The 24,775-nt window shown below is 61.9% G+C and carries 21 protein-coding genes; 13 read left to right on the top strand and 8 right to left on the bottom strand.

Annotated elements, in window-relative coordinates; genetic code table 11:
- Positions 1 to 459 precede the first annotated feature (459 nt).
- The gene (locus ABD819_RS18100; RefSeq protein ID WP_345126533.1) at positions 460 to 2,343 is read left to right on the top strand and encodes an ABC transporter ATP-binding protein; all 1,884 of its coding nucleotides are present in this window, start codon (positions 460 to 462) and stop codon (positions 2,341 to 2,343) included.
- A 264-nt stretch (positions 2,344 to 2,607) separates the two neighbouring features.
- On the opposite strand, the gene ABD819_RS18095 is transcribed toward ABD819_RS18100, so the two are convergent.
- The gene (locus ABD819_RS18095) at positions 2,608 to 3,213 is read right to left on the bottom strand and encodes a Uma2 family endonuclease (RefSeq protein ID WP_345126531.1); all 606 of its coding nucleotides are present in this window, start codon (positions 3,211 to 3,213) and stop codon (positions 2,608 to 2,610) included.
- A gap of 55 nt (positions 3,214 to 3,268) precedes the next feature.
- On the opposite strand from ABD819_RS18095, the gene ABD819_RS18090 reads away from it, so the two are divergent.
- Positions 3,269 to 3,391, top strand: coding sequence for a hypothetical protein (locus ABD819_RS18090; RefSeq protein ID WP_345126530.1), 123 nt, complete (start codon positions 3,269 to 3,271; stop codon positions 3,389 to 3,391).
- Between the two features lie 162 nt (positions 3,392 to 3,553).
- On the top strand, positions 3,554 to 4,168 hold the full coding sequence (locus tag ABD819_RS18085; RefSeq protein ID WP_345126529.1) for a DUF4136 domain-containing protein: 615 nt from the start codon (positions 3,554 to 3,556) through the stop codon (positions 4,166 to 4,168).
- A 235-nt stretch (positions 4,169 to 4,403) separates the two neighbouring features.
- Here the strand turns inward: ABD819_RS18085 and ABD819_RS18080 are convergent, their stop codons facing one another.
- Both ABD819_RS18080 and pucL read right to left on the bottom strand, forming a co-directional pair.
- The gene (locus ABD819_RS18080) at positions 4,404 to 5,444 is read right to left on the bottom strand and encodes an XdhC family protein (RefSeq protein ID WP_345126528.1); all 1,041 of its coding nucleotides are present in this window, start codon (positions 5,442 to 5,444) and stop codon (positions 4,404 to 4,406) included.
- An 8-nt stretch (positions 5,445 to 5,452) separates the two neighbouring features.
- A complete protein-coding gene (gene pucL / locus ABD819_RS18075) occupies positions 5,453 to 6,301 on the bottom strand; it encodes a factor-independent urate hydroxylase (protein WP_345126526.1) in 849 nt (282 codons plus the stop codon).
- Between the two features lie 57 nt (positions 6,302 to 6,358).
- On the opposite strand from pucL, the gene allB reads away from it, so the two are divergent.
- The 6 genes from allB to ABD819_RS18045 all read left to right on the top strand — a co-directional run bounded on the left by allB (position 6,359) and on the right by ABD819_RS18045 (position 12,355).
- Positions 6,359 to 7,693 (top strand): allantoinase AllB, encoded by a 1,335-nt coding sequence (allB, locus tag ABD819_RS18070; protein ID WP_345126524.1) that lies wholly within the window; start codon positions 6,359 to 6,361, stop codon positions 7,691 to 7,693.
- A 4-nt stretch (positions 7,694 to 7,697) separates the two neighbouring features.
- Complete coding sequence (locus ABD819_RS18065; protein WP_345126523.1) at positions 7,698 to 8,963, top strand: Zn-dependent hydrolase; 1,266 nt, start codon at positions 7,698 to 7,700, stop codon at positions 8,961 to 8,963.
- 65 nt (positions 8,964 to 9,028) lie between these two features.
- Positions 9,029 to 9,775 carry a (S)-ureidoglycine aminohydrolase gene (allE, locus tag ABD819_RS18060; protein ID WP_345126520.1) on the top strand — a complete coding sequence of 249 codons (747 nt, stop codon included), beginning with the start codon at positions 9,029 to 9,031 and terminating at the stop codon, positions 9,773 to 9,775.
- Positions 9,776 to 9,910: 135 nt separating this feature from the next.
- Positions 9,911 to 10,420, top strand: coding sequence for a 2-oxo-4-hydroxy-4-carboxy-5-ureidoimidazoline decarboxylase (uraD, locus tag ABD819_RS18055; protein WP_345126518.1), 510 nt, complete (start codon positions 9,911 to 9,913; stop codon positions 10,418 to 10,420).
- Entirely contained in the window at positions 10,417 to 10,755 is a 339-nt protein-coding gene (uraH, locus tag ABD819_RS18050) for a hydroxyisourate hydrolase (protein WP_345126516.1), read from the top strand. Before uraD ends, uraH begins: the two co-directional genes overlap by 4 nt.
- Before the next feature lie 169 nt (positions 10,756 to 10,924).
- The gene (locus ABD819_RS18045; RefSeq protein WP_345126515.1) at positions 10,925 to 12,355 is read left to right on the top strand and encodes a DUF6986 family protein; all 1,431 of its coding nucleotides are present in this window, start codon (positions 10,925 to 10,927) and stop codon (positions 12,353 to 12,355) included.
- Between the two features lie 121 nt (positions 12,356 to 12,476).
- On the opposite strand, the gene ABD819_RS18040 is transcribed toward ABD819_RS18045, so the two are convergent.
- The 4 genes from ABD819_RS18040 to ABD819_RS18025 all read right to left on the bottom strand — a co-directional run bounded on the left by ABD819_RS18040 (position 12,477) and on the right by ABD819_RS18025 (position 18,300).
- Positions 12,477 to 14,795, bottom strand: a complete 2,319-nt coding sequence (locus ABD819_RS18040; protein ID WP_345126514.1) for a xanthine dehydrogenase molybdopterin binding subunit — start codon at positions 14,793 to 14,795, stop codon at positions 12,477 to 12,479.
- 170 nt (positions 14,796 to 14,965) lie between these two features.
- Positions 14,966 to 16,516: an FAD binding domain-containing protein gene (locus ABD819_RS18035; RefSeq protein ID WP_345126512.1), complete on the bottom strand. Its 1,551-nt coding sequence runs from the start codon at positions 16,514 to 16,516 to the stop codon at positions 14,966 to 14,968.
- 142 nt (positions 16,517 to 16,658) lie between these two features.
- Entirely contained in the window at positions 16,659 to 17,135 is a 477-nt protein-coding gene (locus ABD819_RS18030) for a nucleoside deaminase (protein WP_345126511.1), read from the bottom strand.
- Between the two features lie 232 nt (positions 17,136 to 17,367).
- A complete protein-coding gene (locus ABD819_RS18025) occupies positions 17,368 to 18,300 on the bottom strand; it encodes a hypothetical protein (protein ID WP_345126509.1) in 933 nt (310 codons plus the stop codon).
- A gap of 228 nt (positions 18,301 to 18,528) precedes the next feature.
- On the opposite strand from ABD819_RS18025, the gene ABD819_RS18020 reads away from it, so the two are divergent.
- Together ABD819_RS18020 and ABD819_RS18015 are read left to right on the top strand one after the other, a co-directional pair.
- Complete coding sequence (locus ABD819_RS18020) at positions 18,529 to 19,023, top strand: redoxin domain-containing protein (protein WP_345126508.1); 495 nt, start codon at positions 18,529 to 18,531, stop codon at positions 19,021 to 19,023.
- 225 nt (positions 19,024 to 19,248) lie between these two features.
- The gene (locus ABD819_RS18015) at positions 19,249 to 20,826 is read left to right on the top strand and encodes a T9SS type A sorting domain-containing protein (protein WP_345126505.1); all 1,578 of its coding nucleotides are present in this window, start codon (positions 19,249 to 19,251) and stop codon (positions 20,824 to 20,826) included.
- A gap of 10 nt (positions 20,827 to 20,836) precedes the next feature.
- Here ABD819_RS18015 and ABD819_RS18010 read toward each other — a convergent pair whose 3' ends face one another.
- Entirely contained in the window at positions 20,837 to 21,214 is a 378-nt protein-coding gene (locus ABD819_RS18010) for a hypothetical protein (protein ID WP_345126504.1), read from the bottom strand.
- A 22-nt stretch (positions 21,215 to 21,236) separates the two neighbouring features.
- On the opposite strand from ABD819_RS18010, the gene ABD819_RS18005 reads away from it, so the two are divergent.
- A complete protein-coding gene (locus ABD819_RS18005) occupies positions 21,237 to 22,346 on the top strand; it encodes a glycosyltransferase family protein (RefSeq protein ID WP_345126503.1) in 1,110 nt (369 codons plus the stop codon).
- 231 nt (positions 22,347 to 22,577) lie between these two features.
- A complete protein-coding gene (locus ABD819_RS18000) occupies positions 22,578 to 24,644 on the top strand; it encodes a peptidylprolyl isomerase (RefSeq protein ID WP_345126501.1) in 2,067 nt (688 codons plus the stop codon).
- Positions 24,645 to 24,775: the final 131 nt, after the last annotated feature.

Genomic DNA, 24,775 nt, shown 5'->3' with positions numbered 1-24,775 from the left:
AGTTTGTGGCGAAAGTTTTTATTCTGCCGCCGGAAGTCCGGCACGTCGGCTAAGTGGGTGAGTAACGACATCGAACCAAGGGGGTAAGCCGCAAATTTACCCTTGCGCACATAGTGCGGTTAGTCTGTTGAAAAGAAAGTAAATAGTTATCGGCAATTGAAATGGGGCTATGATGCACGTTTCGTAGTATGGGTAGCAGCAACGAAACGTGCATCATAGCAGGTTATTAACTGACGTTACGCAGTCTGTTTCTCGTTTCTCGTGGCTGGTTTCTGGTTTGAGGTGTTTGGGCCGGTTTTCAGGTTAAAATTCAACAAGAAACAAGAAACCAGCCACGAGAAACAACCTGAAACACAAGCACCCAAAGTAGCCCGCGTAACATCAGTTATTAATTGTTGCCCACTCCTGCCAAAACGGCCGCCTCCCCATTCCGGCCCCAACCTTGCCCCGGCCCCGGCAATGCTCAACTTCCTGAAATCCATTTCCGCCAAGAACCCCAACGCCTCCCGTGGCCCCGAAAAGCCCGCCGTGAGCGTCCGCGAGCGGGTGTCGGCCCTGCGCCACTTGCCGGCGTTTCTGAAGCTCATCTGGCACACCAGCCCCGCGCTGGCGCTGGCCAATATTGCCCTGCGGCTGCTGCGGGCCGGTTTGCCGCTGGCCATGCTCTACGTGGGTCGGCTCATTATTGATGACGTAGTGCAGCTCACCAGGCTGCCCGCGCCGGCGCGGGTGCTCACGCCCGTGCTCACGCTGGTGGCCGTGGAGTTCGGCCTCGTGCTGCTGGCCGATGCCCTGGGGCGCGGCGTGGCTTTGCTCGATTCGCTGCTCGGTGATTTGTTCGCCAACCAGTCGTCCATCCGCATCATGGCCCACGCCGCCGAACTGGACCTCGACCAGTTCGAGGACAGCACTTTCTACGACAAGCTGGAGCGGGCCCGCCGCCAGACCCTCTCGCGCACCGTGCTCATGAGCCAGGTGCTGGCCCAGGGCCAGGATGCCGTGACGCTGGTGCTGCTGGCCGGCGGGCTGGTGGCCTTCCAGCCCTGGCTGTTGGGGCTGCTGCTGCTGGCCGTGGTGCCGGCCTTCCTCGGCGAGTCGCACTTCAACGAGCGCAGCTACTCCCTGAGCCACTCCTGGACGCCCGAGCGCCGCGAGCTCGACTACCTCCGCCAGACCGGCGCATCCGACGAAACGGCCAAGGAAGTCAAGATTTTCGGGCTTTCCGACTTCCTGATAAACCGCTTCCGCGAGCTGTCCGACGACTTCTACCGCCAGAACAAGAGCCTCGTGCTGCGCCGCGCCGGCTGGGGGGCGCTGTTCGCCGGCGTCGGCGCGGCGGGCTACTACGGGGCCTACGTCTACATCATCGCCCGCACCGTGGCCGGCGAAATCTCGCTGGGCCAGCTCACCTTTCTGGCCGGGTCGTTTGCCCGGTTGCGCTCGCTGCTCGAAGGCATCCTCAGCCGCTTCAGCTCCGTGGCCGATGGCGCGTTGTATTTGCAGGATTTTTTCGATTTCTTTGCCCTGCGGCCCCGCATCGTGCGGCAGGCTGCCACTGGCCAGACGGCGCGGCCCTTCCCCCGGCCCATTCAGCAGGGATTTGAGTTTGAAAACGTCGGTTTTCAGTACAAGAATGGTACAAAATGGGCCATTCGCAACCTCAGCTTCACGCTGGAGGCCGGTGAAAAGCTGGCCTTGGTGGGCGAAAACGGGGCGGGCAAAACCACGCTCGTCAAGCTGCTGGCCCGCTTGTATGACCCCAATGAGGGCCGTATCCTGCTCGATGGCCACGACCTGCGCGAGTACGACCCCGCCGAGCTGCGCCAGGAAATCGGCGTGATTTTCCAGGATTTCGTGCGCTTCCAGCTGCCGGCCGGCCAGAACCTGGCCGTGGGCCGCATCGAAGAGCGCCAGAACCAGCCCCGCATCGAAACCGCCGCCCACCAGAGCCTCGCCGACACGGTCATCGCCAAGCTGCCCGGCGGCTACGACCAGATGATTGGCCGCCGCTTCAACGGCGGCGTGGACCTGAGCGGCGGCGAGTGGCAGAAAATCGCCCTCGGCCGGGCCTACATGCGCGACGCCCAGCTGCTCATCCTCGACGAGCCCACGGCAGCACTAGACGCCCGCGCCGAGTACGAAGTCTTCCAGCGCTTCAAGGAGCTGACCCAGGGCAAAACCGCCGTCCTCATCAGCCACCGCTTCAGCACCGTGCGCATGGCCGACCGCATTCTGGTTATCGAAAACGGGCAGTTTGTGGAGATTGGCTCGCACGAGGCCCTGCTCGCCAATGGCGGCCGCTACGCCGAGCTGTTCGCCTTGCAGGCGGCGGGGTATCGGTAGGGAAAGAATAGGGGGAAAGAACGTCATGCTTCGGCAAGCGTCCGCTTGCCGAAGCATGACGTTCTTTATTCGATACGGTTACTGTTAAGTACTTGTGCAAAAATAATCGTATTCGAGTCGGGCCTGCCGGTCTGACCGCCCTAGGCGGTCTGACCGGTTGAAGCAACAACGATTTCGGTCCAACGACAACCGGTCAGACCGCCTAGGGCGGTCAGACCGGGGCATACGCTTACTTCTGCACGAGTACTTAACCGCCGGTAAACCCTATTCTGCTTCTCCCCAAAATCCGGCTTTCATGGGAGCCACGCCCACCTCCTCATAAATCTGCACCAAGGTCATCGTTAGATTGAGCTCCGGGATAACGACAGCGTCTTCTGCTTCGGCCAGGGCGGTGTGGCCCCACACGCCGTGCTCGCTCAGCTGGTACCACTCCACCAGCCAGGTTTTTTGCGACACCAGCAGGTAGTGCCGCAGCGAAGGTAGCTTCTTGTACTGGTTGAATTTCAGGCCCCGGTCGTAAGCTTCGGTGGAGGGCGAGAGCACTTCCACGATGAGTAGCGGGTGGTGCAGCCGCCGGCTCTCCTGCTGGTCCTGCGGGTCGCAGCTCACCACAATGTCGGGGTAGGTATAATGCCGGTTGGTTTCGACGGCCAGCTGGATGCCTTCTATCTGCACCCGGCACTGGTGGCCGCGCAATGCCTGGCGGCACGCCATTGCCACGTTCAGCGCAATGGTATTGTGCGCGATACTCTCGCCCGCCATAGCGAACACCTCGCCCTCAAAAAACTCGTGGCGCAAGTCACTTTGGGTTTCTAAAGCAAAATACTCCTCGGCCGTGTAGCGGCGCGGCGGTAGTTCAGGTTGTCCCATATAAGTCAAATATAGCAGCGTGGGAGGGAAGAAAATCACCGTTGGCCGGGCCTATATGCGCGCTGCCCAGCTGCTCATCTCCGACGAGCCCGCCGCCGCCCCCGATGCCCGCGCCGGGTACGAAGTCTTCCAGCGCTTCGCCGAACGGTTTGCCCTGCAAGCCGCCGGCTACCGGTAGCCGGCCCGTGCAAAACGCCCAAATGTGTGCCCAGCGGCCTCCTGAGCACCCTGGGCCGCAAGCCGTGAATTCACCATAATCTTTTCAGCACGTTTCAAGCCCTAAGTACCTTAGGTTTCGTAGATTAGTAATCCTGTTTCGCCCTGATAATTCCCCGCCGGTATGAAGTCCACGATTACGCTACTGCTGCTTGCCGGGCTGGCCCTGGCCGGTTGCATGACCACCCGCGAGGCCCGCGTGGACTCCGATTACAGCTACCGGGGCAATTTTCGGCATTACCGAACTTATGACTTCGTGACCGGCAGCGGCCTCACCGCCGACAGCAGCCGGCTGGGGCAGTCCCTGCGCGAAGCCATTCAGCAGCGCCTGCTGGCCCAGGGCTACCGCCTGGCCCGGCGGCGCCCCGATATGCTGGTCAACTTCCGGGTGTACGAGGGCGACATGAATTTCCACGGCTTTGCCCAGGAAGACCTCAGCGTGTGGATAAAGCGCAACATCGAGGAAAACGACGACACGCCTACCGACCAGCGCCAGGGCTACCAGCCCGTGCGCCTGCTGCTGGCCGAGGGCACACTGCTGGTCACGCTCATCGACGTGAAAACCAACCGCGCCGTCTGGAACGGCTACGCTTCGGGCGTGACCGTGCCCGAGGGCCCCATGGGCGAAATCGTGCTCCGGCGCTCCGTGCGCTCCATTCTGGACCGCTACCGCATTTTCACGGAGGAATTTGCCAAGGGCAATGTTCCGCAAAACGGAACCAGCGAAACGGAACGCTAGTCGGCAGTAGCGCGGACTTTTAGTCCGCGAGTGCGCAAAACGCCACGGATGACTCGCGGACCACTCTACCCTACTATTTTTTTGAGGCCCCTCGCGGCCGCTTATATCAACTTATATTTTCAGCCTTTAGAGGCATTTTTTGGGCGACCCGATGTCGAAGCACGAGTTGATTCAAAGTGGCTTCAGACGCTGCTGTGGCGCTCCCAAATTTTTAGTAGGGTAGAGTGCTCGCGGACTAAAAGTCCGCGCTACGCCGCACCTGAATCACTTCGGCGGCGATGCTGATGGCAATTTCCTCGGGGGTCTGGCTGTTGATGGGCAGGCCGATGGGGCCGCGTAGGGTGGCAATTTCTTCTGCTGAAAAACCGGCTTCCCGCAGGCCCCGGCGCAGCTCGGCTACTTTGGCCGCGCTGCCCATCACGCCCAGGTAGCGGTAGGGAAAGCCCTGCCGGGCACGGCCCTGCCGGGCACGGGCCTGCCGGGCACGGGCCAGCAGGAGGCGCAGCACCACGGCATCGGTGCGGTAGCCCACGGTCATCACCACCACGTACTGGTGCGGGGCGATGGGGATTTCGCTGGCCACATTTTCGTACTCGATGACGCGGCGATGGTGGGCGGCCTCGTTGGCCGTCAGCGTGGGCAGGTCGGGCCGGTCGTCGAGCACGGTCAGCTCGAAATCCAGCGCCGCCGCCACCTTCGATAACGCCAGGCTGACGTGCCCGCCGCCCACGATAAGGAGCTGGTCGCGAAAGCCCAGCCGTTCGCGGTAGAGCCATGCCGGTCCCGGCCGGTAGGTGTAAAAATCAGCTCCCGCGGCTTCTGAGGCAGCTTCGGTTTCGGCCGCATCAATCCGAAGCCCGGCGTCTGGGCTTAGTTCTAAAAAGCCACCGCTGAGCGTTTGCAAAGCATTTACGATGGCCGCCACGGTGGCCACATCAGCCGCCGTCAGGGGCCAGAGCAGCACGTCCTGCTCCCCCGAGCACATCATGCCGGAGCGGTCGGCCGGGGCTTCGCGCCGATGAACCTGGGGGCGCAGCAGGGGAGTGGGGTCGCCTTCGCGCAGGCGTTGCCGGGCCAGCTCCACGAATTTATGCTCCATGATGCCCCCGCCAATGGAGCCGGCCACTGCGGCTTCGGTCACGGCCATTTTGAAGCCCTGGCGGCCGGGGCTGCTGCCCGCACTGCGCAGCACGCACAGCAGGGCCACGGGCGTGCCGGCCCGCAGGCTGGTGGCCGCCAGGGTCCAGATGGGCAGGTCGCGGGGGGAGGCGGGCATGGCGGCGCTTATTCTTCCCGGGTCACGGTCCCGGTAATGTAGCCGAACGGGGCATCGGTAGCCACGAATATTTCGTTGGTATTGGCCATGCCGAAAGGCTCCAGATTAAATGGAATGTGGTGCTTGTTGGGCATTATCAGGCTGATTTCCTTCACCTCATCGTTTTCCTGAAGGATTTTCTCGCCGATGGCATACAGCGTGTGCTGCACCGAGAGGCTTTTGTGCTCCGAAAAAGTGCGCAGCAGCGACTGGCGGATTCGGTGGTGTAATACCTCAAAATCCAACCCGGCCGAAGTGTATTCCCAACTCGCCTCGCACTCCGTGGCCAGGATGCGGTCGGTGGTTTCGGGCAGCACCGTGAACTCGTCTTTGGGATAGCCCACGAAGGCCGAGTCGGTGGTTTTTAGCAGCATGAGCCCTTTCAGACCCGATACGACCGTGGTGCCGGCCGCCGTGCGCGTGACCACCGTGGTGCGCTTTTCGGAGCCCCCGCCGGTGAACGCGTGCGGGTGGGCCGCCCCATCGAAAGCCATGCGCTGCCAGAGGTGCTCCACCAGCTCGACGCGCACCTGGGAAACCTGCGGGTTGCGCGACAGAAAATGCTGGCTCAGCGTGAGCCCGAAGGCTTCGATGGGGCCCGTGAAATGCTCGCGGGCCAGGGCGTAAACCGTGTTTTTCTGGGTATCGGTGGGGAGGATGAGGGCATTGTCGCCCACGGTATGCGCGGTGTCGAAATCGCCCGTCAGGGCCACGCTCACCGATACTTGCCGAAATTCATGGTAATCTTCGTGGCGAATAATACGCGAGAGGTTGACCGCATTTTTGCCATACGTGTTGGCTCCTGGTTTTATACGCATCAGATTTAAAGAATTCCGGGCTGAAAAAGCCTCCAATTTAGCGCAAAATCCTGCCCCATGTTCGACCTCGCCCTGAGAAGCCGTCGCGTAGTCTGCCCCGATGGCATCCGCGAAGCTGTGGTAACCATCAAAAACGGCCAGATTGCCGACCTGCTGCCGTTTGACGCGCCGGTAGCTGGCCCCGTGCTCGACGTGGGTAACCACGCCGTTCTGCCCGGCGTGATTGACCCGCACGTCCACATCAACGAGCCCGGCCGCACCGACTGGGAGGGTTTCGACACCGCCACCCGGGCCGCGCTGGCGGGCGGCCTCACTTCACTGGTCGATATGCCGCTGAACTCGGCGCCCGTCACCACGTCGGTAGCCAACCTGGAGCTGAAGCGGGCCGCGACCAGGGGCCAGCTGCACACCAACATGGGTTTCTGGGGCGGCGTGGTGCCCGGCAACGCCGCCGAAATCGAGCCGCTGATTGCGGCCGGCGTGCTGGGTTTCAAAGCCTTTCTCACGCACTCCGGGATTGATGATTTTCCCAACTCCACGGAGGACGATTTGCGGCGGGTGATGCCGATACTGGCGCGGCACCGGTTGCCGCTGCTGGTGCATTGCGAATTATCCGAAGACAACGACGACTGGAAAAAAAACGACCACCGCTCGTACCCGAACTACCTGGCTTCGCGGCCCAAAAAGTGGGAGGATGATGCCATAGCCCTGATGATTCGCCTGTGCGAGGAGTTTGATTGCCCGGTGCACATCGTGCATCTGTCGTCGGCCAATTCCATCGCGCCCATCGCGGCTGCCAAGGCGAAAGGCCTGCCCCTGACCGTGGAAACCGGCCAGCATTATTTGTATTTCAATGCTGAAGATATTGCCGACGGCCAGACGCAGTTCAAGTGCGCGCCGCCCATCCGCGAGCGGGCCAATAACGACCAGCTGTGGGCCGCTTTGCAGGCCGGTATTATTGATTTCGTGGCCACCGACCACTCGCCCGCGCCGCCCGATTTGAAGCAGCTCGAAAGCGGCGACTTCACCACCGCCTGGGGCGGCATTGCCTCGCTGCAATTCGCGTTGCCGGTGCTGTGGACGGCCGCCCGCCAGCGCGGAGCTACCCTAAGCGACATCGTGAAATGGCTGAGCGAAAACCCCGCGAAGCTGGCGGGCCAGAGCCAGCGTAAAGGCCAAATCACGCCCGGCTTCGATGCCGACTTAATCGTATTCGATGCCGAAAGCACCTTCGTGGTGCAGGAAGACCTGATTCAGCATAAACACAAAGTGTCGCCTTACATTTGCCAGGAACTATGGGGAGTAGTGGAACAGACGTTTCTGCGGGGTGAACGGGTATATCAGCGCCCGAATTTCCTCCACCTCAACCACGGCCAACTCTTAACCCGGTAGCTGCATGCAGCAGGAATACACCATCCGCGCCGAGCGAATTATGCGGCGCATTCAGCAATTGGCGGCCATCAGCGAAGACGCGGATGGGGTGACGCGCACCTTCGGTACGCCGGCCTTTTTGCAGGGCCGCGCCCTCGTGCAGAGCTGGCTCGAAGCGGCCGGCTTGCCTATCCGCGTGGATGGCATCGGCAACCTGCGGGCCTGTCTGCTTAGTAAAAACCCCGAGGCCAAGACCTTCGTGCTGGCCTCGCACATCGACACGGTGGTGAACGCCGGCAAGTTCGACGGGCCGCTGGGCGTGCTCATGGGGCTCGATTTACTGGAGCATTTGCTGGCCCAGCAAGCCGAGCTACCCTTTCACATCGAGCTCATTGCCTTCAGCGATGAGGAAGGCGTGCGGTTTCATACCACGTACCTGGGCAGCGAGGTGGTGGCCGGCTCCTTCAACCCCAGCGTACTGGCGCGCACCGATGCCGGCGGCATCACCCTGGCCCGCGCCCTGGAAATAATGGAAGCCGACGCCACCCAGATTGCCGCCGATGCCATTCCGGCCGCCGACTGGCTGGGCTACTTCGAGATGCACATCGAGCAGGGCCCAGTGCTCTGGGAGCGGCAGATTCCGGTGGCGCTGGTCACGGCCATTGCCGGCCAGATGCGCGCCGAGCTCACGTTCCGGGGCATGGCCGGCCACGCCGGCACCGTGCCGATGGATATGCGCCAGGATGCGCTGTGCGCCGCCGCCGAGTTCGTCCTCATCGCCGAGCAGTTTGCCCTCCAGCACGACCAGGGCCTGGTAGCCACCGTGGGCAAGCTCAGTCTGAGCCACGCGGCCAGCAACGTCATTCCCGGCGAAGTAAGGTGCAGCCTCGACCTGCGCAGCCCCGATGCCATCCAACTGACCGACGCCTATCAGGCCCTGAAAACCTACACCGAAGCCCTGGCCATCCAGCGCAACGTGGCGCTGAGCTGGAACCTGATTCAGGAAACCGCGCCCGTAGCCTGCGCCGCCGAGCTGAACGAGTTGCTGGCCCAGGCCATCGCCGATGCCGGCCACGAAGTGCTGGCGCTGGTGAGCGGCGCGGGGCACGACGCCGTGCCAGTGTCGGCCGTGGCCCCGGCCACGATGCTGTTCATTCGGTGCTTCAAGGGTATCAGTCACAACCCGTTGGAGGACGTGGAGCTGGCTGATTTGGCCGCGGCGCTCGAAGTAGCCGACCGGTTTTTGATGGAATTAAAAATTAAGAATGAGGAATTGAAAATGCCCGCATAATCGCCGCATAATTAATTTCTCAAGCACCAATTTTTAATTCTTCATTTTTAATTTTTAATTCCAAAATGGAAATGTCCGCCCTGACCCGCTCGGTCGTGAAGCGTAATCACGCCATCATCGCCCCCGATGGCTACATCAACAGCAACGTGCCCGGCTGGACCGGCTGCACCACCAACGTCATCATCAACGAGCAGATGGGCGCGCGCCTGTGCCAGACACTTATCACCCTCACCGAGGCCGGTAATCTAAAGGGCGAAACCCAGGCTTCGCAGGTGTTTTTCTACGTGGTGCAGGGCGGCTGCACAGCCACGGTGGGCGGCGAAACCCGTGCGCTGACCGTGGGGCAGTACGTGTATATTCCAGTGGGTCAGGCATATGAATTCAGCCAGCCCGAAGCCGGCACGCAGCTGCTCACGTTTCATAAAGTGTATGAGCCGCTGGCGGACCACGCCACGCCGGGCATTTTCTGGGGCGAGCGCGACTACAGCAAAGCGCCCGTTTACATGAACGACGAGGCGCTGCGCATCCAGGAATTGCTGCCGAACGAGCCGGGCTTCGACATGGCCGTGAACATCTTCACCTACGGCATCGGCGGCAACCTGCCCATGGTGGAAACCCACATTATGGAGCATGGCCTGCTGTACCTCGAAGGCCAGGCCATCTATATGCTCGACCAGTGCTGGTACCCGGTGAAAAAAGGCGACTCTATCTGGATGGCCCCCTATTGCCAGCAGTGGGCCACGGCCATGGGCCAGGAGCCGTCGGTATACATCTATTACAAGAACGTGAACCGGTTTCCGACGGTGATATAACGCAAAACAGAAAAGAACGTCATGTCGAGCGCAGCCGAGACATCTCGCGTGCGGTAGTAAATCAATCGTAGGATTTAGTGAAGCGCGCGAGATGTCTCGGCTCCGCTCGACATGACGTTCGTTAATGTTTCTCAAATGACCCTGACCGAATTAAACAGCCTCTCCAAACCCGCCCTCGCCGAAGCCCTGCAAAAATGCTGCGGCTCCACGGCGTGGGTCGAAAATATGCTCACGGTATTCCCCACGGCCGACGTCGAAACCCTGATGGACGAGGCCAAAACCAACTGGAATAGCCTGCGCGAAGCCGACTGGCGCGAAGCTTTCACCCACCACCCCAAAATTGGGGGCGATGTGGACGCGTTGCGGGCGAAATTCGCCAGTACCAGCACCTGGGCCGAAGGGGAGCAGGCAGCCGTAAAAGAAGCCTCACAAGCCACATTAGAAGCTTTGGCGGCGGGCAATGAGGGCTACGAGCGCAAATTCGGCTGCATTTTTATCGTGTGCGCCACTGGCAAAACGGCCGAGCAAATGCTGGCTTTGCTGCAAGCACGCCTGCCGAATGAGCCGGAAGCGGAAATACTAATTGCTGCTGCCGAGCAGGATAAAATCACTCGAATTCGCCTCGAAAAATTACTTGCCACATGAGCCAGATAACCACCCATATTCTCGATACCACGAAGGGCAAGCCGGCGGCGAATGTCACTATTGCACTGTTACGGCAGGACGGTGATAATTGGCAGGAAATAGCGCGCGGCGCAACGAATTCTGACGGCCGAATCACAGATTTATTGCCCAAGGAAATGCAGGTGGAACTGGGCGTTTATAAAATGAAATTCTACACCCAGGAATATTTCGCGCAGGACGGCACGACTAATTTTTATCCCTTCGTAGAAATCGTGTTTAACGTGGCGGGTAATGAGCATTACCACGTCCCGCTGCTGCTGAATCCGTTCGGGTATTCCACCTATCGCGGCTCGTGATGAAGTAGTGATGGCAGAATCCAAGAACGTCATGCTGAGCTTGCCGAAGCATCTCTACCGCGTAAGTAATCAAGTTTACTATTGCGGTAGAGATGCTTCGGCAAGCTCAGCATGACGTTCTGGTTAAACCGTCTGACAACGAACAACCAATTCATCATCAATTCCCACCATGAAACTCAGCTTACCCGAATCCGACAAAGCCGCCCTGCTCGACCAACTGGGCGCGGCCAACCTCAAGTTCCAGCACACCTACCCCGGCGACCGGCCCGACCGCCAGCCCGTGCACACCGTGTACGGCGGAGCCAACCTCTTTAAGGCCGATACCTGCGTGCGGATGGGCGAAATAGCCCTGAACAACCTGCTCACCTACGCCCCCAACTTCGTGGAGCTGGCTCGGGCGCTGCAGTTCAAAAACCACGAGCACCTGCCGCACCTCGAAGCCGACGTGGCCGCCCTCACCGCCCGGCTCGATGCGATGAGTCCGGAGGACCGCAAGCAGGAGCCCGCCTGGCTGGCTTACTCGGTGTACAACAAAATCGTGGCGAAGCTGAAGCGCGAGGCCGTGGAAGACTTCCGCGTCGATTTCGAAGACGGCTTCGGCAACCGGCCCGATGCCGAGGAGGACGAAACCGCCGTGCGCGCCGCCAAGGAAGTAGCCAAAGGCATGCAGCAGGGCACGCTGTCGCCGTTTATCGGCATTCGCATCAAACCCTTCACCGAAGACCTGAAGCAGCGCGGCGTGCGCACGCTCGATATTTTCCTGACCGCGCTGCTGGCCGAAACCGGCGGCCAGCTGCCCGACAACTTCGTGGTGATGCTGCCCAAAGTGACTATCCCCGAGCAGATGACGACGATGGTGCGCCTGTTTGAGCTGCTGGAAAAGGCCAACGGTCTGGCCCCCGGCACCCTCAAAATGGAGACGATGGTGGAAGCCACCCAGATTATTATGGACGAGGAGGGACGTAATCCGCTCCTGCGCATTATCCGGGCCAGTGAGGGGCGCTGCGTCGCGGCCCACTTCGGCACCTACGACTACACCGCGAGCTGCGGCATCACGGCCAAGTATCAGACCATGGGCCACCCCGTGAACGATTTCGCCCACCACATGACCAAAGTGGCCCTGGGCGGCACCGGCATCTTCCTTTCGGATGGAGCCACCAACGTGATGCCCATTGGCCCGCACCGGGGCGACAACCTGAGCTTCGCCCAGCTGCGCGAAAACCGCGAGTCGGTGCATAATGCGTGGCGGCAAGCCTACCACCACAGCACCCACTCGCTCATCAACGGCTTCTACCAGGGCTGGGATTTGAACCCCGCGCAGCTGCCGATGCGCTACGCCGCCACCTACAACTTCTTCCTCGGGAGCTACGACGATGCCTTGCTCCGCCTGAAAACCTTCGTGGAGCGGGCGGCCATTTCCACCCTCACCGGCGATATTTTCGACGATGCCGCCACCGGCCAGGGCCTGCTCAATTTCTTCCTCAAAGCCCTGAACTGCGGCGCGATTTCGGAAGAGGAGATTCTGGCCACGGGTTTGACCTTGGAAGAGGTGCAGACTCGTTCGTTCTTCCGGATTTTGGAGGGACGGCGCGGACGGTAAACCTCACGGGACCCTTCCGGGGCGGCCCTTCTCCTGCGGAGAGGGGAGCCTGACGGATTTTAACGTAAAAAGAGCCCATTGCGCAAGACAGTGGGCTCTTTTTATTTTCGATAAACTGGTTTTAGCTCGGAACTGGCTCCTCTCTCCTCGGGAGAAGGGCCGCCCCGGAGGGGTCCCGTGAGGTTACGCCAGTCGGATACAAGCTCACCAGCACTTTCTCCGGCGTCATCGGAGCCGAGAAGGGCAGGGCCGTGTGGCCCTGAAACGCCCGCACCGCGTCGCGCAGGGCGAAGTAGGTGCCGATGCCGTACATCAGCGGCGGCTCGCCCACGGCCTTGGAGCGCAGGATGGCCCTGGGGTGGCCCGGCGTGTCGAGGAAATGCACGTCGAGCACGGCGGGCGCGGCGTAGATGTCTGGGATTTTGTAGCTGTTGAGCGAGTTGCTGAGCAGGCGACCTTCTTCGTTGTAGGCGATTTCTTCCATCGTCATCCAGCCGATGCCCTGCACCGCGCCGCCCTCAATCTGGCCCCGGTCGATGACGGGGTTGAAGCTCTGGCCGAAGTCGTGGGCGATTTGCAGGGCATCCACGGTGTAGGTGCCGCGCAGGCAGTCCACCGTCACGCTGGTCAGGGCCGTGCCGTAGACGTGGTAGGCAAAGGGGTGGCCTTGGTTGACACTGGCATCGAAATGCAGGCCGGGTGTGGCGTAGTGGGCGTTTTCGGTGAGGGCCACGCGCTTCCAGAACGCTGATGACACCAGTTTTTCCCAGTCGGTTTCGGCGGGCACGCCGGCGGCCAGCACTTGCTCGTCGTGGATTTCGAGACCCTCGTAATTCAGCGTGTATTCGAGGCAGGCATGCCGAAGCAGGCGCTCGCGCAGGGCGGCGCAGGCCATTTCGGTGGCCTTGCCGTTGAGGTCGGCGGTGGCGCTGGCGGCGCTGGGGGAAGTATTGGCGACGCGGGTGGTGTTGGTGGTTTCGATTTTGATGCGCGAAATCGAAATGCCCAGCGTGCGGGCCGCTACCTGCGCGATTTTCGTGTTCACGCCCTGGCCCATTTCCACCGCGCCGGTGCTGATGCCCACCGAGCCGTCGGAGTAGATGTGCACCAGCGCGCGGGTCTGGTTCATGGGCGTTTTGGTGAACGAGATGCCGAAGCAGATTGGCATCACCGCGAAGCCCTTTTTCTTCAGCTTGTTGGTCTGGTTAAACTGCTCGACTTCGGCCCGAATCCCGGCCAAATCGAACTCCTGCGCGGCCGTATCCCAGGCCTGCTCAGCGTGGCACATTTCGGCCGGCTGCCGGTAGGAAAACAGGTCGCCCTCACGCAGCAGATTTCGGCGCTGAATCTCGGAAGTTGGTACGCCCAATTCCTCGGCTGCTTTGGCAATGGCTGATTCTACTACAAACATGCCCTGCGGCCCACCAAAGCCCCGGAAGGCCGTATTCGGTGGTAGGTTCGTGCGACACGAAAAGGCCGTAGCCGTCACGTTGGGGATGAAATACGCGTTGGTGGCGTGGAAAAGCGTGCGCTCCAGCACGGCCGGCGAGAGGTCGGCGGCCGCGCCGGCATTCTGGAAGAACGTGACTTCGTAAGCCGTGATTTTCAGGTTCGCGTCAAGGCCGATTTTGAAGTCGGACGAGTAGGGGTGGCGCTTGCCGGTCATGCGCATATCGGCCATGCGGTCGAGCACCAGCTTCACCGGCTTTTTGGTGAGGAACGCGCCCAGCGCGGCCAGTGCGGCCCAGGGCGTGGCCTGGTCCTCTTTGCCGCCAAACCCGCCGCCCAGGCGCGTCACGTCCACTTCTATTTGGTGCATTCCCAGGCCCAGCACATGCGCCGTGTGGCGCTGCACGGCCGTGGGGCCCTGCGTGGACGAAATCAGCCGTACGCCGCCCATCTCCGTGGGGAAGGCGTACGCACCCTGCGTTTCGATGTACAGATGCTCCTGCCCGCCGCTCTCGGCCACGCCCTCAAAAACGTGCGCGCACGAAGCCCAGGTGTCAGCCGAGTCGCCGATTTTGAAGGTGCGCGGCGGCACAATCAGCTCGCCCTGCGCGGCCGCCACCCGTGGGTCGGTGATGATGGGCAACGGGTCGATTTCGACTTTGATGAGCTTGAGCGCGGCGTGGGCCTGCGCCTCGGTGCGGGCCAGCACCAGCGCCACCGGCTGCCCCCGGAAATGCACGTGCCCCTCGGCCAGCAGCGGCTCATCGGCCACGATGCCACCAATCTGGTTGTGCCCCGGAATATCGGTCGCCGTGAATATGCGCGCCACGCCGGGCGCGGCCAGGGCGGCGCTGAAATCCAGGCTTTTGAGCACGCCGTGGGCCAGCGGGCTTTCAAACACGGCCGCGTACAGCGTGCCTTGCTGCGTGGGCACGTCGTCGAGATACTGCGATTCGCCGCGCACGTGGCGGTGGGGGTCGAGGTGGTTCATGGGAAATTGTTTTTTCAAGAGAACGTCATGCCGAGCATTCTGCGCATCAAGCAGAGACCGAGGCATCTCGCGTGCTGCACTAACTCAATCGTTGAACGATGCGAGCGAGATGCCTCGGTCTCTGCTTGATGCGCAGAATGCTCGGCATGACGTTCTATTCTCTCCGTTTCTTAAATCAATGCATCCACCATCAGCTCCGGCGCAAACTCCAAAAAATGCGCCCACAGCAGCTGTCGCAGCAATAGCCGCTTGTAGTCACTTGTGCCACGCACGTCCGAAATCGGGCTGATTTCCGCCTGCATCACCTCATTCGCCGCACTTACGGTTTCTGGCGACAGCTCGCGACCGGCCAGGAACTCACTGGTGCGGGCCAGGTACAACGGTACCGGCCCCACGCCGCCCGCCGAAACGCGGGCCGCCTGAATAACGCCGTTTTCGACCCGCAGCCAGGCGGCGGAGTTCACGCTGGCAATGTCGAGGTGGGTGCGTTTAGATACTTTCTCGAAGTGGAAGAAGTCGCCGGCCAGCGGGGCGGGGAAGCTGATTTCGACCACCTGCTCATCGGCCGCTTTCGCCAGCTTTTTATAGCCGAGGTAGAGGTCGGGCAGGGTCAGCTCGCGGGTGCGGCCGGCCACGTCGAGCAGCGTGATGGACGCGCCCAGGGCCAGGAACATAATGGTCAAATCGCCAATCGGCGAGCCGTTGATGAAGTTGCCGGCCACCGTGCCCATGTTGCGGATGGGCGTGCTCGACACCAGCTTCAGGTACTGCGGCAGCCGAGGAATCAGGCTTCGCATGAGGTCCGATTCGAGCAGGTGGCTGGCCGTGGTAGCGGCCCCGAGCACCACGCGGCCGGCAGGCTCCTGGCGGATGCCGCGCCGGCCGGTTTGGTCGAATAACAGGCGCACGCCCGGCTGCTCGCGCAGCTCTTCGAGGCGCTGCACCAGCAGGTCGGTGCCTCCTCCAAGGAGTGAATGGGCGAATGGGTGACTGAGTGAATGGTGGCCGTGGTCGTTCTGGCTCTGGGCGTGGCCGTTGGGCGAGGTCGAAACGGCCATGCCGCCGTTGGCGTGGGGCGTGGCGGCAGCGGCTACTGAAGCGGCTGAAGAAGCTTCGGTTGCTTTTATTTCGGCGGGCCGCAGACTTGCCAGTTTGGCCGGAATCCCGGCGAAATAGCCGGGTACGAACTGCTGCTCGCTGAGCCAGGCCAGCGCGTTTTCGGCGGGACGCTGGGCCAGCTGCGCGGTGAGGGTGGCAGCGGCGCGCTCCAGCGATTTGTAGCCCGTGCAGCGGCAAATATTGCCGTCAATGGCCGCAATCGTGCTTTTATCCGTAGCGGGCTCCCCGCTTAGGCTGTGGCCCGTCAGCGACATCACGAAGCCCACCGTGCAGAAGCCGCACTGCGAGCCGCCCTCGTCCACGATGGCCTGCTGCACGGGCGTGAGCTGGCTGCCGGCCGCGTTGATGCCTTCCACCGTCACGATGTGCTTGCCGTGGGCGTTGCCCAGCGGCGTGATGCAGCTGGTCATGCTCTGGTAGCGCACGGTCTGGCCGTCGGCGTTCAGCTCGCCCACCAGCACGGTGCAGGCCCCGCAGTCGCCCTCGCGGCAGCCGATTTTGGTGCCCTTCAGCTGCTCGTGGTAGCGCACGAAATCGAGCAGGGCGCTGGCCGGGGCCTCGCCGGTGCGAATGGGCTGGTCGTTGAGGTAAAATTCTATCATTGGGGGACCTCCTGCATTAAAAAGAACGTCATGTCGAGCGCAGCCGAGACATCTCGCGCGCAGCAGTAACTAAATCGTTCAACAAGACGGGCGAGATGTCTCGGCTGCGCTCGACATGACGTGCTGAATTTGTAGCTCACAGCTAATAATCCATTCGGCCTTCTTTCTGTTCCCAGGCTTTAAACCCGGCCAGCGCCTCGTCGCGCAGCAGCTGCGTCATGGGCAATTTACGGCCTTCCATGGGCCGGTCCAACTCTTCGTAGATGAATTGGTCATCGAAGCCGATGGCGGCCGCGTCGGCCTTGGTGTTACCGTAAAAAACCCGCGCCGGGCGGGCCCAGTAAATAGCTCCCAGGCACATGGGGCAGGGCTCGCAGCTGGTGTAGAGGTCGCAGCCGTCGAGCTGGAAAGTGCCGAGCTCCTTGCAGGCTTTGCGGATGGCATCGACCTCGGCGTGGCAGGTGGGGTCGTGGGTGCTGGTTACCTGGTTGAAGCCGCGGGCAATGATGTGGCCGTCCTTCACCACCACCGCGCCGAAGGGGCCGCCGTGGCCCGCCTGCATTTTTTCGATGGACAGGCGAATGGCTTCGCGCATGAATTCGGGGTTGGGGGCTTCCATGGGTGGGGCGGGAAAATGAGGCGACGGGGGGCGCGTAAAGTTTTGAAAAACGGGCAACAAAGAAAGTCATTTAAGCACGAAGCACCAGGGCGCGTACTCTCAGCGTTGGAGCTGAGAGAGAAGAGTTAAAAGTTGAGAGTTAAGAGTTGAGAGTTAAAAATCCTGTCAGACGATTCAGACAGGATTTTTAACTCTCAACTCTTAACTCTCAACTCTCAACTCAATCCCCGCGCTACTTCGTGAAATTGGGAATTCGCAGCTGGAAACCCAGCGAAGGCACCACCGTGATGCCGCTCAGCGACGTGCTCTGGCCGTTCAGCAGGGCGTAATTGCCATAGTTCTGGTAGAAGAGCGACACGGCCGGGATGACGTAGAAGTAGCGGTAGCCCAGCTTGAGGTTGACGAAGCCGCCGAACGAGGAGAAGTTGCGCGACTGCAGCGGCAGCTCCGGCACTTTCACCGCGCCGTTATAGATTTTTTCGGGCGCAAAACCGTAGCTCACCCAGCTGTGGGCATACACGAGGCCGTAGCTGATGGCCCCGATTTCCTCCTCCGGCCCAAACGACTGGCTGAAGGTGAGCGGAATGAGCAGGTCGTTGCGGTTGGCCCGGAAATTCAGCACCGAGTTGATGTCCGACAGGAAGGGGATGCTGGGCAGCTTGGCCCGCTGGGTGGCAAACTGCAGGCCGATGCTGGCGTAGGTAGTGCCCGACGCCGCGCCCTGGCCGGGGTTTTCGGGCGTGCCGGTGGGGCCCAGCAGCTGGTACTGGGCATCGAAAACGTGCGAGCCGAAGGCGTATTTGTAGCCGGCATCGAGGCGCGGCACGATGCCGTAGCGGATGCTCAGGTCGGCGGTGGGCTGCACCGGGTCGAGGATGTAGGCCAGGGCGGCGGCCTGCAGCTGAGTGGTGGCTTCGGAGTAGTCTACCCGGTCTTGGCTGGCGGCCTGGCTGGCGGCGGCTTTCACGGCGCTGCCGGCTTTGTCGAGGGGCGCGGTGGCCAGGTTGAAGCCCTGGTTGTAGCCCACCCGGAACTCGCCCTGAGGCGTGACTTTGCCCGTGGCCACAATGGCGCGCGGAGCCGTGCATGAGCCAGCCAGCAGCGCCGAAGCGGCCAAAAAAGCCAGCAATGGCCGGCGGAAAGTGCGAGAAGAAAGAAAAGTCATAAGCACAAAGCAAGAGGTTTTGAAGCAAGCAAACGAAAACCGGGCCGAAAAACCGTCCTTGGATTGGGCCCGCGCTGCGCTGTCGGACCCCGAGTTAGAACATTGCCAGCAGGAAATGTAAACTTTGGGATGAGTCGGCAATCCAACGGTCCTAACCGGAACGAACCGGCGGCCAGTTTCCTTACGGTCACTACAGAAAACACGTCGAACAACCTCCCTGCCCCCTTTATGCCGCTATTGCTACTCTTGTTGCTTCGGCTATTCAGTGCCGGCCCGGCCATGGCGCCCCGGGCCACGGTGTACGTGTTTCTGGCCGATACCTGCCCCATCAGCCAGGCCGCCACGCTGCCGCTGCGGGCGTTGCAGGCGCAATATGCCGCGCAGGGCGTGCGCTTCGTGGGCGTATTTCCGGCCAGGGAAACCACGCCGGCCAGCCTGGCCGCTTTCGCCAAAACTTACCAATTGACCTTTGCGCTGCAGGCTGATAAAGGCCACCGGCTCACCCGGCGGCTACACGCCCGCGTCACGCCCGAGGCGGTGGTGGTGGGGGCCGACGGCCGCACCACGCTCTACCAGGGGCGTCTGAACGATGCTTACGCCGGCCTGGGCCAGCACCGCCCCGTGGTGCGCCACCACGAGCTGGCCGATGCCCTGGCCGATGTTGTGGCCGGCCGGCCCGTAGCCGTGTCACGCACCGAGCCCGTGGGCTGTTTTATTGAGTAAATTTGAAAACTGCCCTGCGGCTTTCAGTAACGAAAGAACGTCATGCCTCATCTGGCGTCCGCGCAGCCGAAGCATCTCTACCTCAGTAGTAAATCAACCGTTGCGACGAAGCGGTAGAGATGCTTCGACTGCGCGGACGCCAGATGAGGCATGACAGGCGAAACGTTCAGCTGCGCGGACGCCAGATGAGCACAATGCTCTAAATTGCCTGTAAATCCATTCCATATGAAACACTACTTCTCCTCACTTCTCCTGTTGCTCGCCTTGCTGCTGGTACCCCGCGCCCAGGCCCAAACCGGGCAGCAGGTTACGTTCAGCCAGCACATTGCGCCGCTGGTGTTCCAGCACTGCACTAGCTGCCACCGGGTGGGGGAGGTGGCCCCGTTTCCGCTCACGACCTATGCCGAGGTGGCGAGCCACGGCCAAACCATTAAGTACGTGACTGGTACGCGCTACATGCCGCCGTGGAAGGCCGACCCCAGCTACCGCCACTACCTCGACGAAAACACGCTGAGCACCGCCGAAATCCAGCAGCTCAAGGACTGGGTGGACAACGGCATGCCGCAGGGCAACCCCGCGCTCACGCCGCCGGTGCCCACGTTCCCCAGCGGCTCGCAGCTGGGCACCCCCGATTTGGTGATACCCATGGCTCAGGCCTTCACCCACCAGGGCAATGGCCAGGATTTGTACCGCGTGTTTGTGCTGCCGGTGAATATCCCGGCCAACCGCGACATCGCGGCCATCGAATTCCGGGCCGGCAACAAGCGCATCGTGCACCACGCCATCATCGGCCTCGACACCACGCAGCAGGCCCAGGCCCTCGACGCGGCCGACCCCGGCTACGGCTACACGCAGTTTGGCGGCTTTGGCTTCAACCCCATCGAGGCCATGTGGGCGGGCTGGGTGTCGGGCACGCAGTCCCGGTTTTTTCCGGCCGGCATGGGCAAGAAGCTCTACCGCCGGGCCAGCATCCTGCTCCAGCTGCACTACGGCCCCAGCTTCACCACCCAGAAAGACTCTTCGGTCGTCAATATTTTCTACGCCCGGCAGCCGGTGACCCGCTACGTGCAAACCGTGCCCGTGATTTCGCCCGCCACGCTCAGCAATGGCCCGTTTGTGATTCCGGCCAATCAGGTCAAAACCTTCCACGCCCAGCTCACGGTACCCGTTGATGTGACGCTGCTCAGCGTGGTGCCGCACGCGCACTTCATCAACAAAAACTGGAAAATATGGGCCGTAAAGCCCAACGGTGACACCATCCGGCTGGTAAAAATCAACGACTGGGACTTCCGCTGGCAGGGCACTTACCGCTTCACCAGCCTGCAGCGGGTGCCGGCCGGCTCGCGCATCATGGCCGATGTCACGTACGACAACACGGCCGGCAACCCGCGCAACCCCTTCAGCCCGCCCCAGCAGATGCAGTGGGGCGAAAGCACACTGGCCGAAATGCTGCTGGCCTACTTCGAGGTGCTGCCCTACCAGGCCGGCGACGAAAACGTGGTGCTGAGCACCGTGCCGGGCACGGCCACCGCGCCGGGCACCGTGCAAATGGCCGTGTACCCCAATCCCGCCGGCATGAGCGGCTCCAGCGTCAACTTCCAGCTGGAGCGGCCCGGCCCCGTCACGGTGTCGCTGCTCGACGAAACCGGCCGTTTGGTGCGCGCCGTGGTGCGCGATAAGATGTACCCGGCGGGCCCGCAGCAACTGCCGCTGCCGCTGACGGGCGTGAGCCCCGGCCTGTATTTCGTGCGGCTGCAATCGAACGAAGGCACCCGCCACGAAAAGCTGGTGCTGAATCGCTGATTACTACTGATTAACCGTGATTTCGCTGATTACAAAAGCCCTGAACTCGTTGAGTCAGGGCTTTTCTCAAATCTGCGGTCGTTGCTCCGGCCTGACCGCCCTGGGCGGTCTGACCGGTTGCAGAACCACCGATTTCGCCCTCACGACAACCGGTCAGACCGCCTAGAGCGGTCAGACCGGAGCAACGGCTCCATATTTGGGTAAGGGCAAAAACTCTCATAGTCAGGGCTTTTTGTTGGCGCAAGTTCACTTCCTCAACAGCATCTTTGCTTCTGGTTGTCATTTCCATAGTGCCCCAGCTACGGCCGATAGCGGCGAAAAACGCAGGAATGATGGTTATTTGCCAACCAATCGACCCATTCGCTTCATCCACAATCAGCGAAATCACGGTTAATCAGCCCTAATCAGCGATGAATATTTTATACGGAGTGCCCGGCGAGGGCTTGGGGCACGCCACCCGCAGCAAGGTGGTCATCGGCCACTTGCTGGCGCAGGGCCACGAGGTGTGCGTGGTGAGCAGCAGCCGCGCCTACACCATGCTGGCGGCGGCCTTTCCCGGCCGGGTACACGAAATTCGGGGCTTCCACTTGGCCTATAATGGTCTGGCGGTGAGCAAGCTGCGCACGGCCGCCCTCACCCTGCGCACCGCCCCGGCCGACCTGCGCATCAACTTCGCCAAGTACCGCGAAATGCTCTGCGATTTTGAGCCGGAAATCGTTATTTCTGATTTTGAGTCGTTCAGCTATTTGTTTGCGAAAGTGCGGCGGCTGCCCATTATCAGCATTGATAACATGCAGATTATCAGCCGGGCCAGGCTGAACGTGCCGGTGCCCGGCGCCGAGCGCGGAAATTACACGCTCGCCAAAAGCATTGTGCGCGCCAAGCTACCGCACAGCCGGCATTACTTCGTCACCACGTTCTTCGACCTGCCGCTGGCCAAGGACGATACCACGCTGGTGCCGCCCATCATTAGGCCCGAAATTGTGGCGGCCCGGCCCACCAAAGGTTCGCACGTTCTGGTGTATCAGTCGGCCACTACGCAGCAGAATCTGGTGCCGCTGCTGCAGCAGCTGCCCGACCAGGAGTTCCGCGTCTACGGCTTCAACAAGCAGGAAAACCACGGTAACGTGCAGCTCTGCGCTTTCTCCGAAGCGGGCTTCATCGCCGACCTGGCCAGCTGCCGGGCGGTGGTCACCAACGGCGGCTTCTCGCTGATTTCGGAGGCGGTATTTCTGCACAAGCCCATTTGCGCCATTCCCATTCCGGCGCAGTTTGAGCAATGGCTGAACGCCGCCGAAGTAGAAAAAATGGGCTACGGCCGGCATTTTGAAGCCATCACGGCCGATAATCTGCGGGCGTTTTTGTACGGGTTGGTAACTTTCGAAACCACGCTGGCCAGCTACCGGCAGCAGGGCAACGACGTGCTGTTTGCCCAGCTCGACCAAATGCTGAAGGAAATCGGCACGGCGTATTTGCCGGGCGAGGTGGTGCCGCAGGAGGCTTCATGGGGCGGCGAGTAGCCGGGCGGTAGCGCCAGATTTGGTTGGGGCCGGGCAGCAGCCAAATTAGCCATTGATACGTAAGGGCCAAAATAAAACAGTTTCCAAGTTCATTTGAACAGTTAAAAGTTGAGAGTTAAAAGTTAAAATTCAAGATGTCTGATTTTTAACTTTTAACTCTCAACTTTTAACTGTTTTCAAAAACATACACTGATTCGGAAACTGCGCTAAAGTCCGCGCTACATTTACCTTATGCCCATCCGTTCCTTTCGTTTCTGGCCGTTGCTGCTGTTGCTGGGTGCCTGTGCCCGCACCCCGCGCCCCAGCGCCGGCCCCGCCAATAAGTACGCCGACGCCACCATTCGCCAAATAGGTACCGCGCAGGACGAGCGCAACACGGCCGCCATCCTGCCCTTTCTCACCAACGCCAATGCAATCTACCGGCGCGAGGCGGCTCTGGCCCTGGCCTCGGTGCAGGCCCCGGCTGCCGTGCCCGGCCTGCTGCCGCTGCTGCGCGACCCGGAACCCAGCGTGCGCCGCGCCGCCGCCTACGCCCTGGGCCAAACCGGCGACAGCACCGCCGTGGACAGCCTGCGCGTGCGCGTCCTAAAGGAAAACGACGACCAGGTGCGCCGCTATGTTCACGAGGCCCTGGGCCGCACCGTGACCCGCCACAGCCTGCCCGAGCTCTGGCGCGTGGAAACCCTGACCGATACGGCCCGCGCCGCCGCCCTGGCCTGGGGCCTGAGCCGCGCCGCCCTGCGCGGCTTCACCTCGCCCGAAAGCATCCGGCGCACGGTGCTGGTGCTGAACTCGCCCAAGCTGCCCACGCGGGGCCGGCTGGCAGCCGTAACCGGCCTCTCGCGCACCCGGGGGCTCGACGCTGACCTGGCCCGCCTGGCCGAAACCACCTTGCTGCGCGTGGCGGTGAAGGACCGTTCCTACGCCGTGCGGGCGGCGGCGGCCGCCACGCTCGGCAAGCTGGCCGCCCTGGCCCCGGCCACGCCCGCGAGCCCGCCACTTACTGCCACCGCCACCACTGCGCCCGCGCCGGCCACCCGGAAAGTCACCACCGGCCCGGCCGCCGTACTGGCCCGCTTAGCTACCAAAGACCCCGATTATCGGGTGCGGCTCAGCGCCATTCGGGCGTTGCCGTTTGGGCTTGAAACCTACGCGGCCAGCCGCAAGGCCGTGTTCTACGCTTTGAGCCACGACCGGGCCCCGGTAGCCCTCACGGCAGCCGAGTGGCTGCTGGCCCACGCCAGGGGCGAGTCGGGCGCGTCGCTCGCCGCGCTGGCCGATGGCAACAAGCAAGCCTCGGTGCGGGTGCGGGCGGCGCTGCTGCGGGCGGCCGTGCGCCACGCCAGCCCGGCCGCCCGGCCCAGCCTGGTCGAGACCATTGAGAAACGCTACCCCACCGCGCCCACGGTGTACGAAAAAGGCTTTTTGCTGGAAGCATTGAGCGAAGACCCCACTGCGTTCGACTTTGTGCGCACCGAGGCGTTTGCGGCGGGCCAGTCGCCGGTGGTGGCTGGCTACGCATTGGCCGCGCTGCTGACAATGCGCCGCGAGGCCGATTTCCCGGTAGCCCGGCAGGCCGATTTTGCCGCCGCCATGCGCCAGGCGCTGGCTGGTGGTGACGTGGCCCAGCTCGGAATCGCCGCCGAGGCCCTGGCCGATGCCAAGCTCTATCCCGAAACTCAGGCTGCTGACGTGGCCGCTTTGCGTCAGGCGCAGGCCAAGCTGCAGCTGCCGCGGGAAATTGAGGCCTGGCAGGGGATTCAACAGGCGCTGGATAAGCTGGAGAAAGCGCCCAAGCCGACGCCCACGCCCCTGGCTAGGGCTCAGCAGCACCCCATCGACTGGGCCGTGGTGCAGGGCGTGCCGCTGGGCCAGCAGGTGCGGTTGCGAACCTCCAAGGGGATTATTCTGCTGGAGCTGAAGCCCAACGAAGCGCCCGGCGCGGTGGCCAGCTTCGTCACGCTTATCAACCAGAGATTCTACGATAAGCTGTATTTCCACCGCGTGGTGCCCAACTTTGTGGCCCAGGGCGGCGACCCGCGCGGCGATGGCAACGGCAGCGTCCCCTATAACCTGCGCTCCGAATTCGGCGACCTGCGCTACGAGGAAGGCAGCGTGGGTCTGGCCTCGGCCGGGAAAGACACCGAGAGCTGTCAGTTCTTCATTACCCACACGGCCACCCCGCACCTGGATGGCCGCTACCCCATCTTCGCCCAGGTAGTGGGCGGCATGGACGTGGTGCACAAGCTCGAAATCGGGGACCAGATTCTGAGCGTGGAGCTGGTGCCGGTACTGTAACGAAAAGAGCTATTCCTGAATTAAGAAGAACGTCATGCAGAGCGCAGCGAAGCATCTTTACCGGGGAAGTAAGTAGGTCCTGGGAATTAGTTTGATTTATCAGCACGTCATGCTGAGCCCGTCGAAGCATC

Source organism: Hymenobacter antarcticus (assembly GCF_039539545.1).
Classification (GTDB): Bacteria; Bacteroidota; Bacteroidia; order Cytophagales; family Hymenobacteraceae; genus Hymenobacter; species Hymenobacter antarcticus.
This window is presented reverse-complemented; position numbering and strand designations above follow the sequence as displayed.

Excerpts from the sequence above, each read along its gene's own strand:
- ABD819_RS18085 (WP_345126529.1), top strand. The coding sequence starts at position 3,554 with ATGAAGTCCACGATTACGCTACTGCTGCTTGCCGGGCTGGCCCTGGCC.
- ABD819_RS18015 (WP_345126505.1), top strand. The coding sequence starts at position 19,249 with ATGAAACACTACTTCTCCTCACTTCTCCTGTTGCTCGCCTTGCTGCTG.
- ABD819_RS18005 (WP_345126503.1), top strand. The coding sequence starts at position 21,237 with ATGAATATTTTATACGGAGTGCCCGGCGAGGGCTTGGGGCACGCCACC.
- ABD819_RS18025 (WP_345126509.1), bottom strand. The coding sequence starts at position 18,300 with ATGACTTTTCTTTCTTCTCGCACTTTCCGCCGGCCATTGCTGGCTTTT.
- ABD819_RS18045 (WP_345126515.1), top strand. The coding sequence starts at position 10,925 with ATGAAACTCAGCTTACCCGAATCCGACAAAGCCGCCCTGCTCGACCAA.
- uraD (WP_345126518.1), top strand. The coding sequence starts at position 9,911 with ATGACCCTGACCGAATTAAACAGCCTCTCCAAACCCGCCCTCGCCGAA.
- ABD819_RS18030 (WP_345126511.1), bottom strand. The coding sequence starts at position 17,135 with ATGGAAGCCCCCAACCCCGAATTCATGCGCGAAGCCATTCGCCTGTCC.
- ABD819_RS18065 (WP_345126523.1), top strand. The coding sequence starts at position 7,698 with ATGCAGCAGGAATACACCATCCGCGCCGAGCGAATTATGCGGCGCATT.
- ABD819_RS18000 (WP_345126501.1), top strand. The coding sequence starts at position 22,578 with ATGCCCATCCGTTCCTTTCGTTTCTGGCCGTTGCTGCTGTTGCTGGGT.
- ABD819_RS18035 (WP_345126512.1), bottom strand. The coding sequence starts at position 16,516 with ATGATAGAATTTTACCTCAACGACCAGCCCATTCGCACCGGCGAGGCC.
- allE (WP_345126520.1), top strand. The coding sequence starts at position 9,029 with ATGGAAATGTCCGCCCTGACCCGCTCGGTCGTGAAGCGTAATCACGCC.
- pucL (WP_345126526.1), bottom strand. The coding sequence starts at position 6,301 with ATGCGTATAAAACCAGGAGCCAACACGTATGGCAAAAATGCGGTCAAC.
- ABD819_RS18090 (WP_345126530.1), top strand. The coding sequence starts at position 3,269 with ATGCGCGCTGCCCAGCTGCTCATCTCCGACGAGCCCGCCGCCGCCCCC.
- ABD819_RS18020 (WP_345126508.1), top strand. The coding sequence starts at position 18,529 with ATGCCGCTATTGCTACTCTTGTTGCTTCGGCTATTCAGTGCCGGCCCG.
- ABD819_RS18095 (WP_345126531.1), bottom strand. The coding sequence starts at position 3,213 with ATGGGACAACCTGAACTACCGCCGCGCCGCTACACGGCCGAGGAGTAT.
- ABD819_RS18080 (WP_345126528.1), bottom strand. The coding sequence starts at position 5,444 with ATGCCCGCCTCCCCCCGCGACCTGCCCATCTGGACCCTGGCGGCCACC.
- ABD819_RS18100 (WP_345126533.1), top strand. The coding sequence starts at position 460 with ATGCTCAACTTCCTGAAATCCATTTCCGCCAAGAACCCCAACGCCTCC.
- allB (WP_345126524.1), top strand. The coding sequence starts at position 6,359 with ATGTTCGACCTCGCCCTGAGAAGCCGTCGCGTAGTCTGCCCCGATGGC.
- uraH (WP_345126516.1), top strand. The coding sequence starts at position 10,417 with ATGAGCCAGATAACCACCCATATTCTCGATACCACGAAGGGCAAGCCG.
- ABD819_RS18040 (WP_345126514.1), bottom strand. The coding sequence starts at position 14,795 with ATGAACCACCTCGACCCCCACCGCCACGTGCGCGGCGAATCGCAGTAT.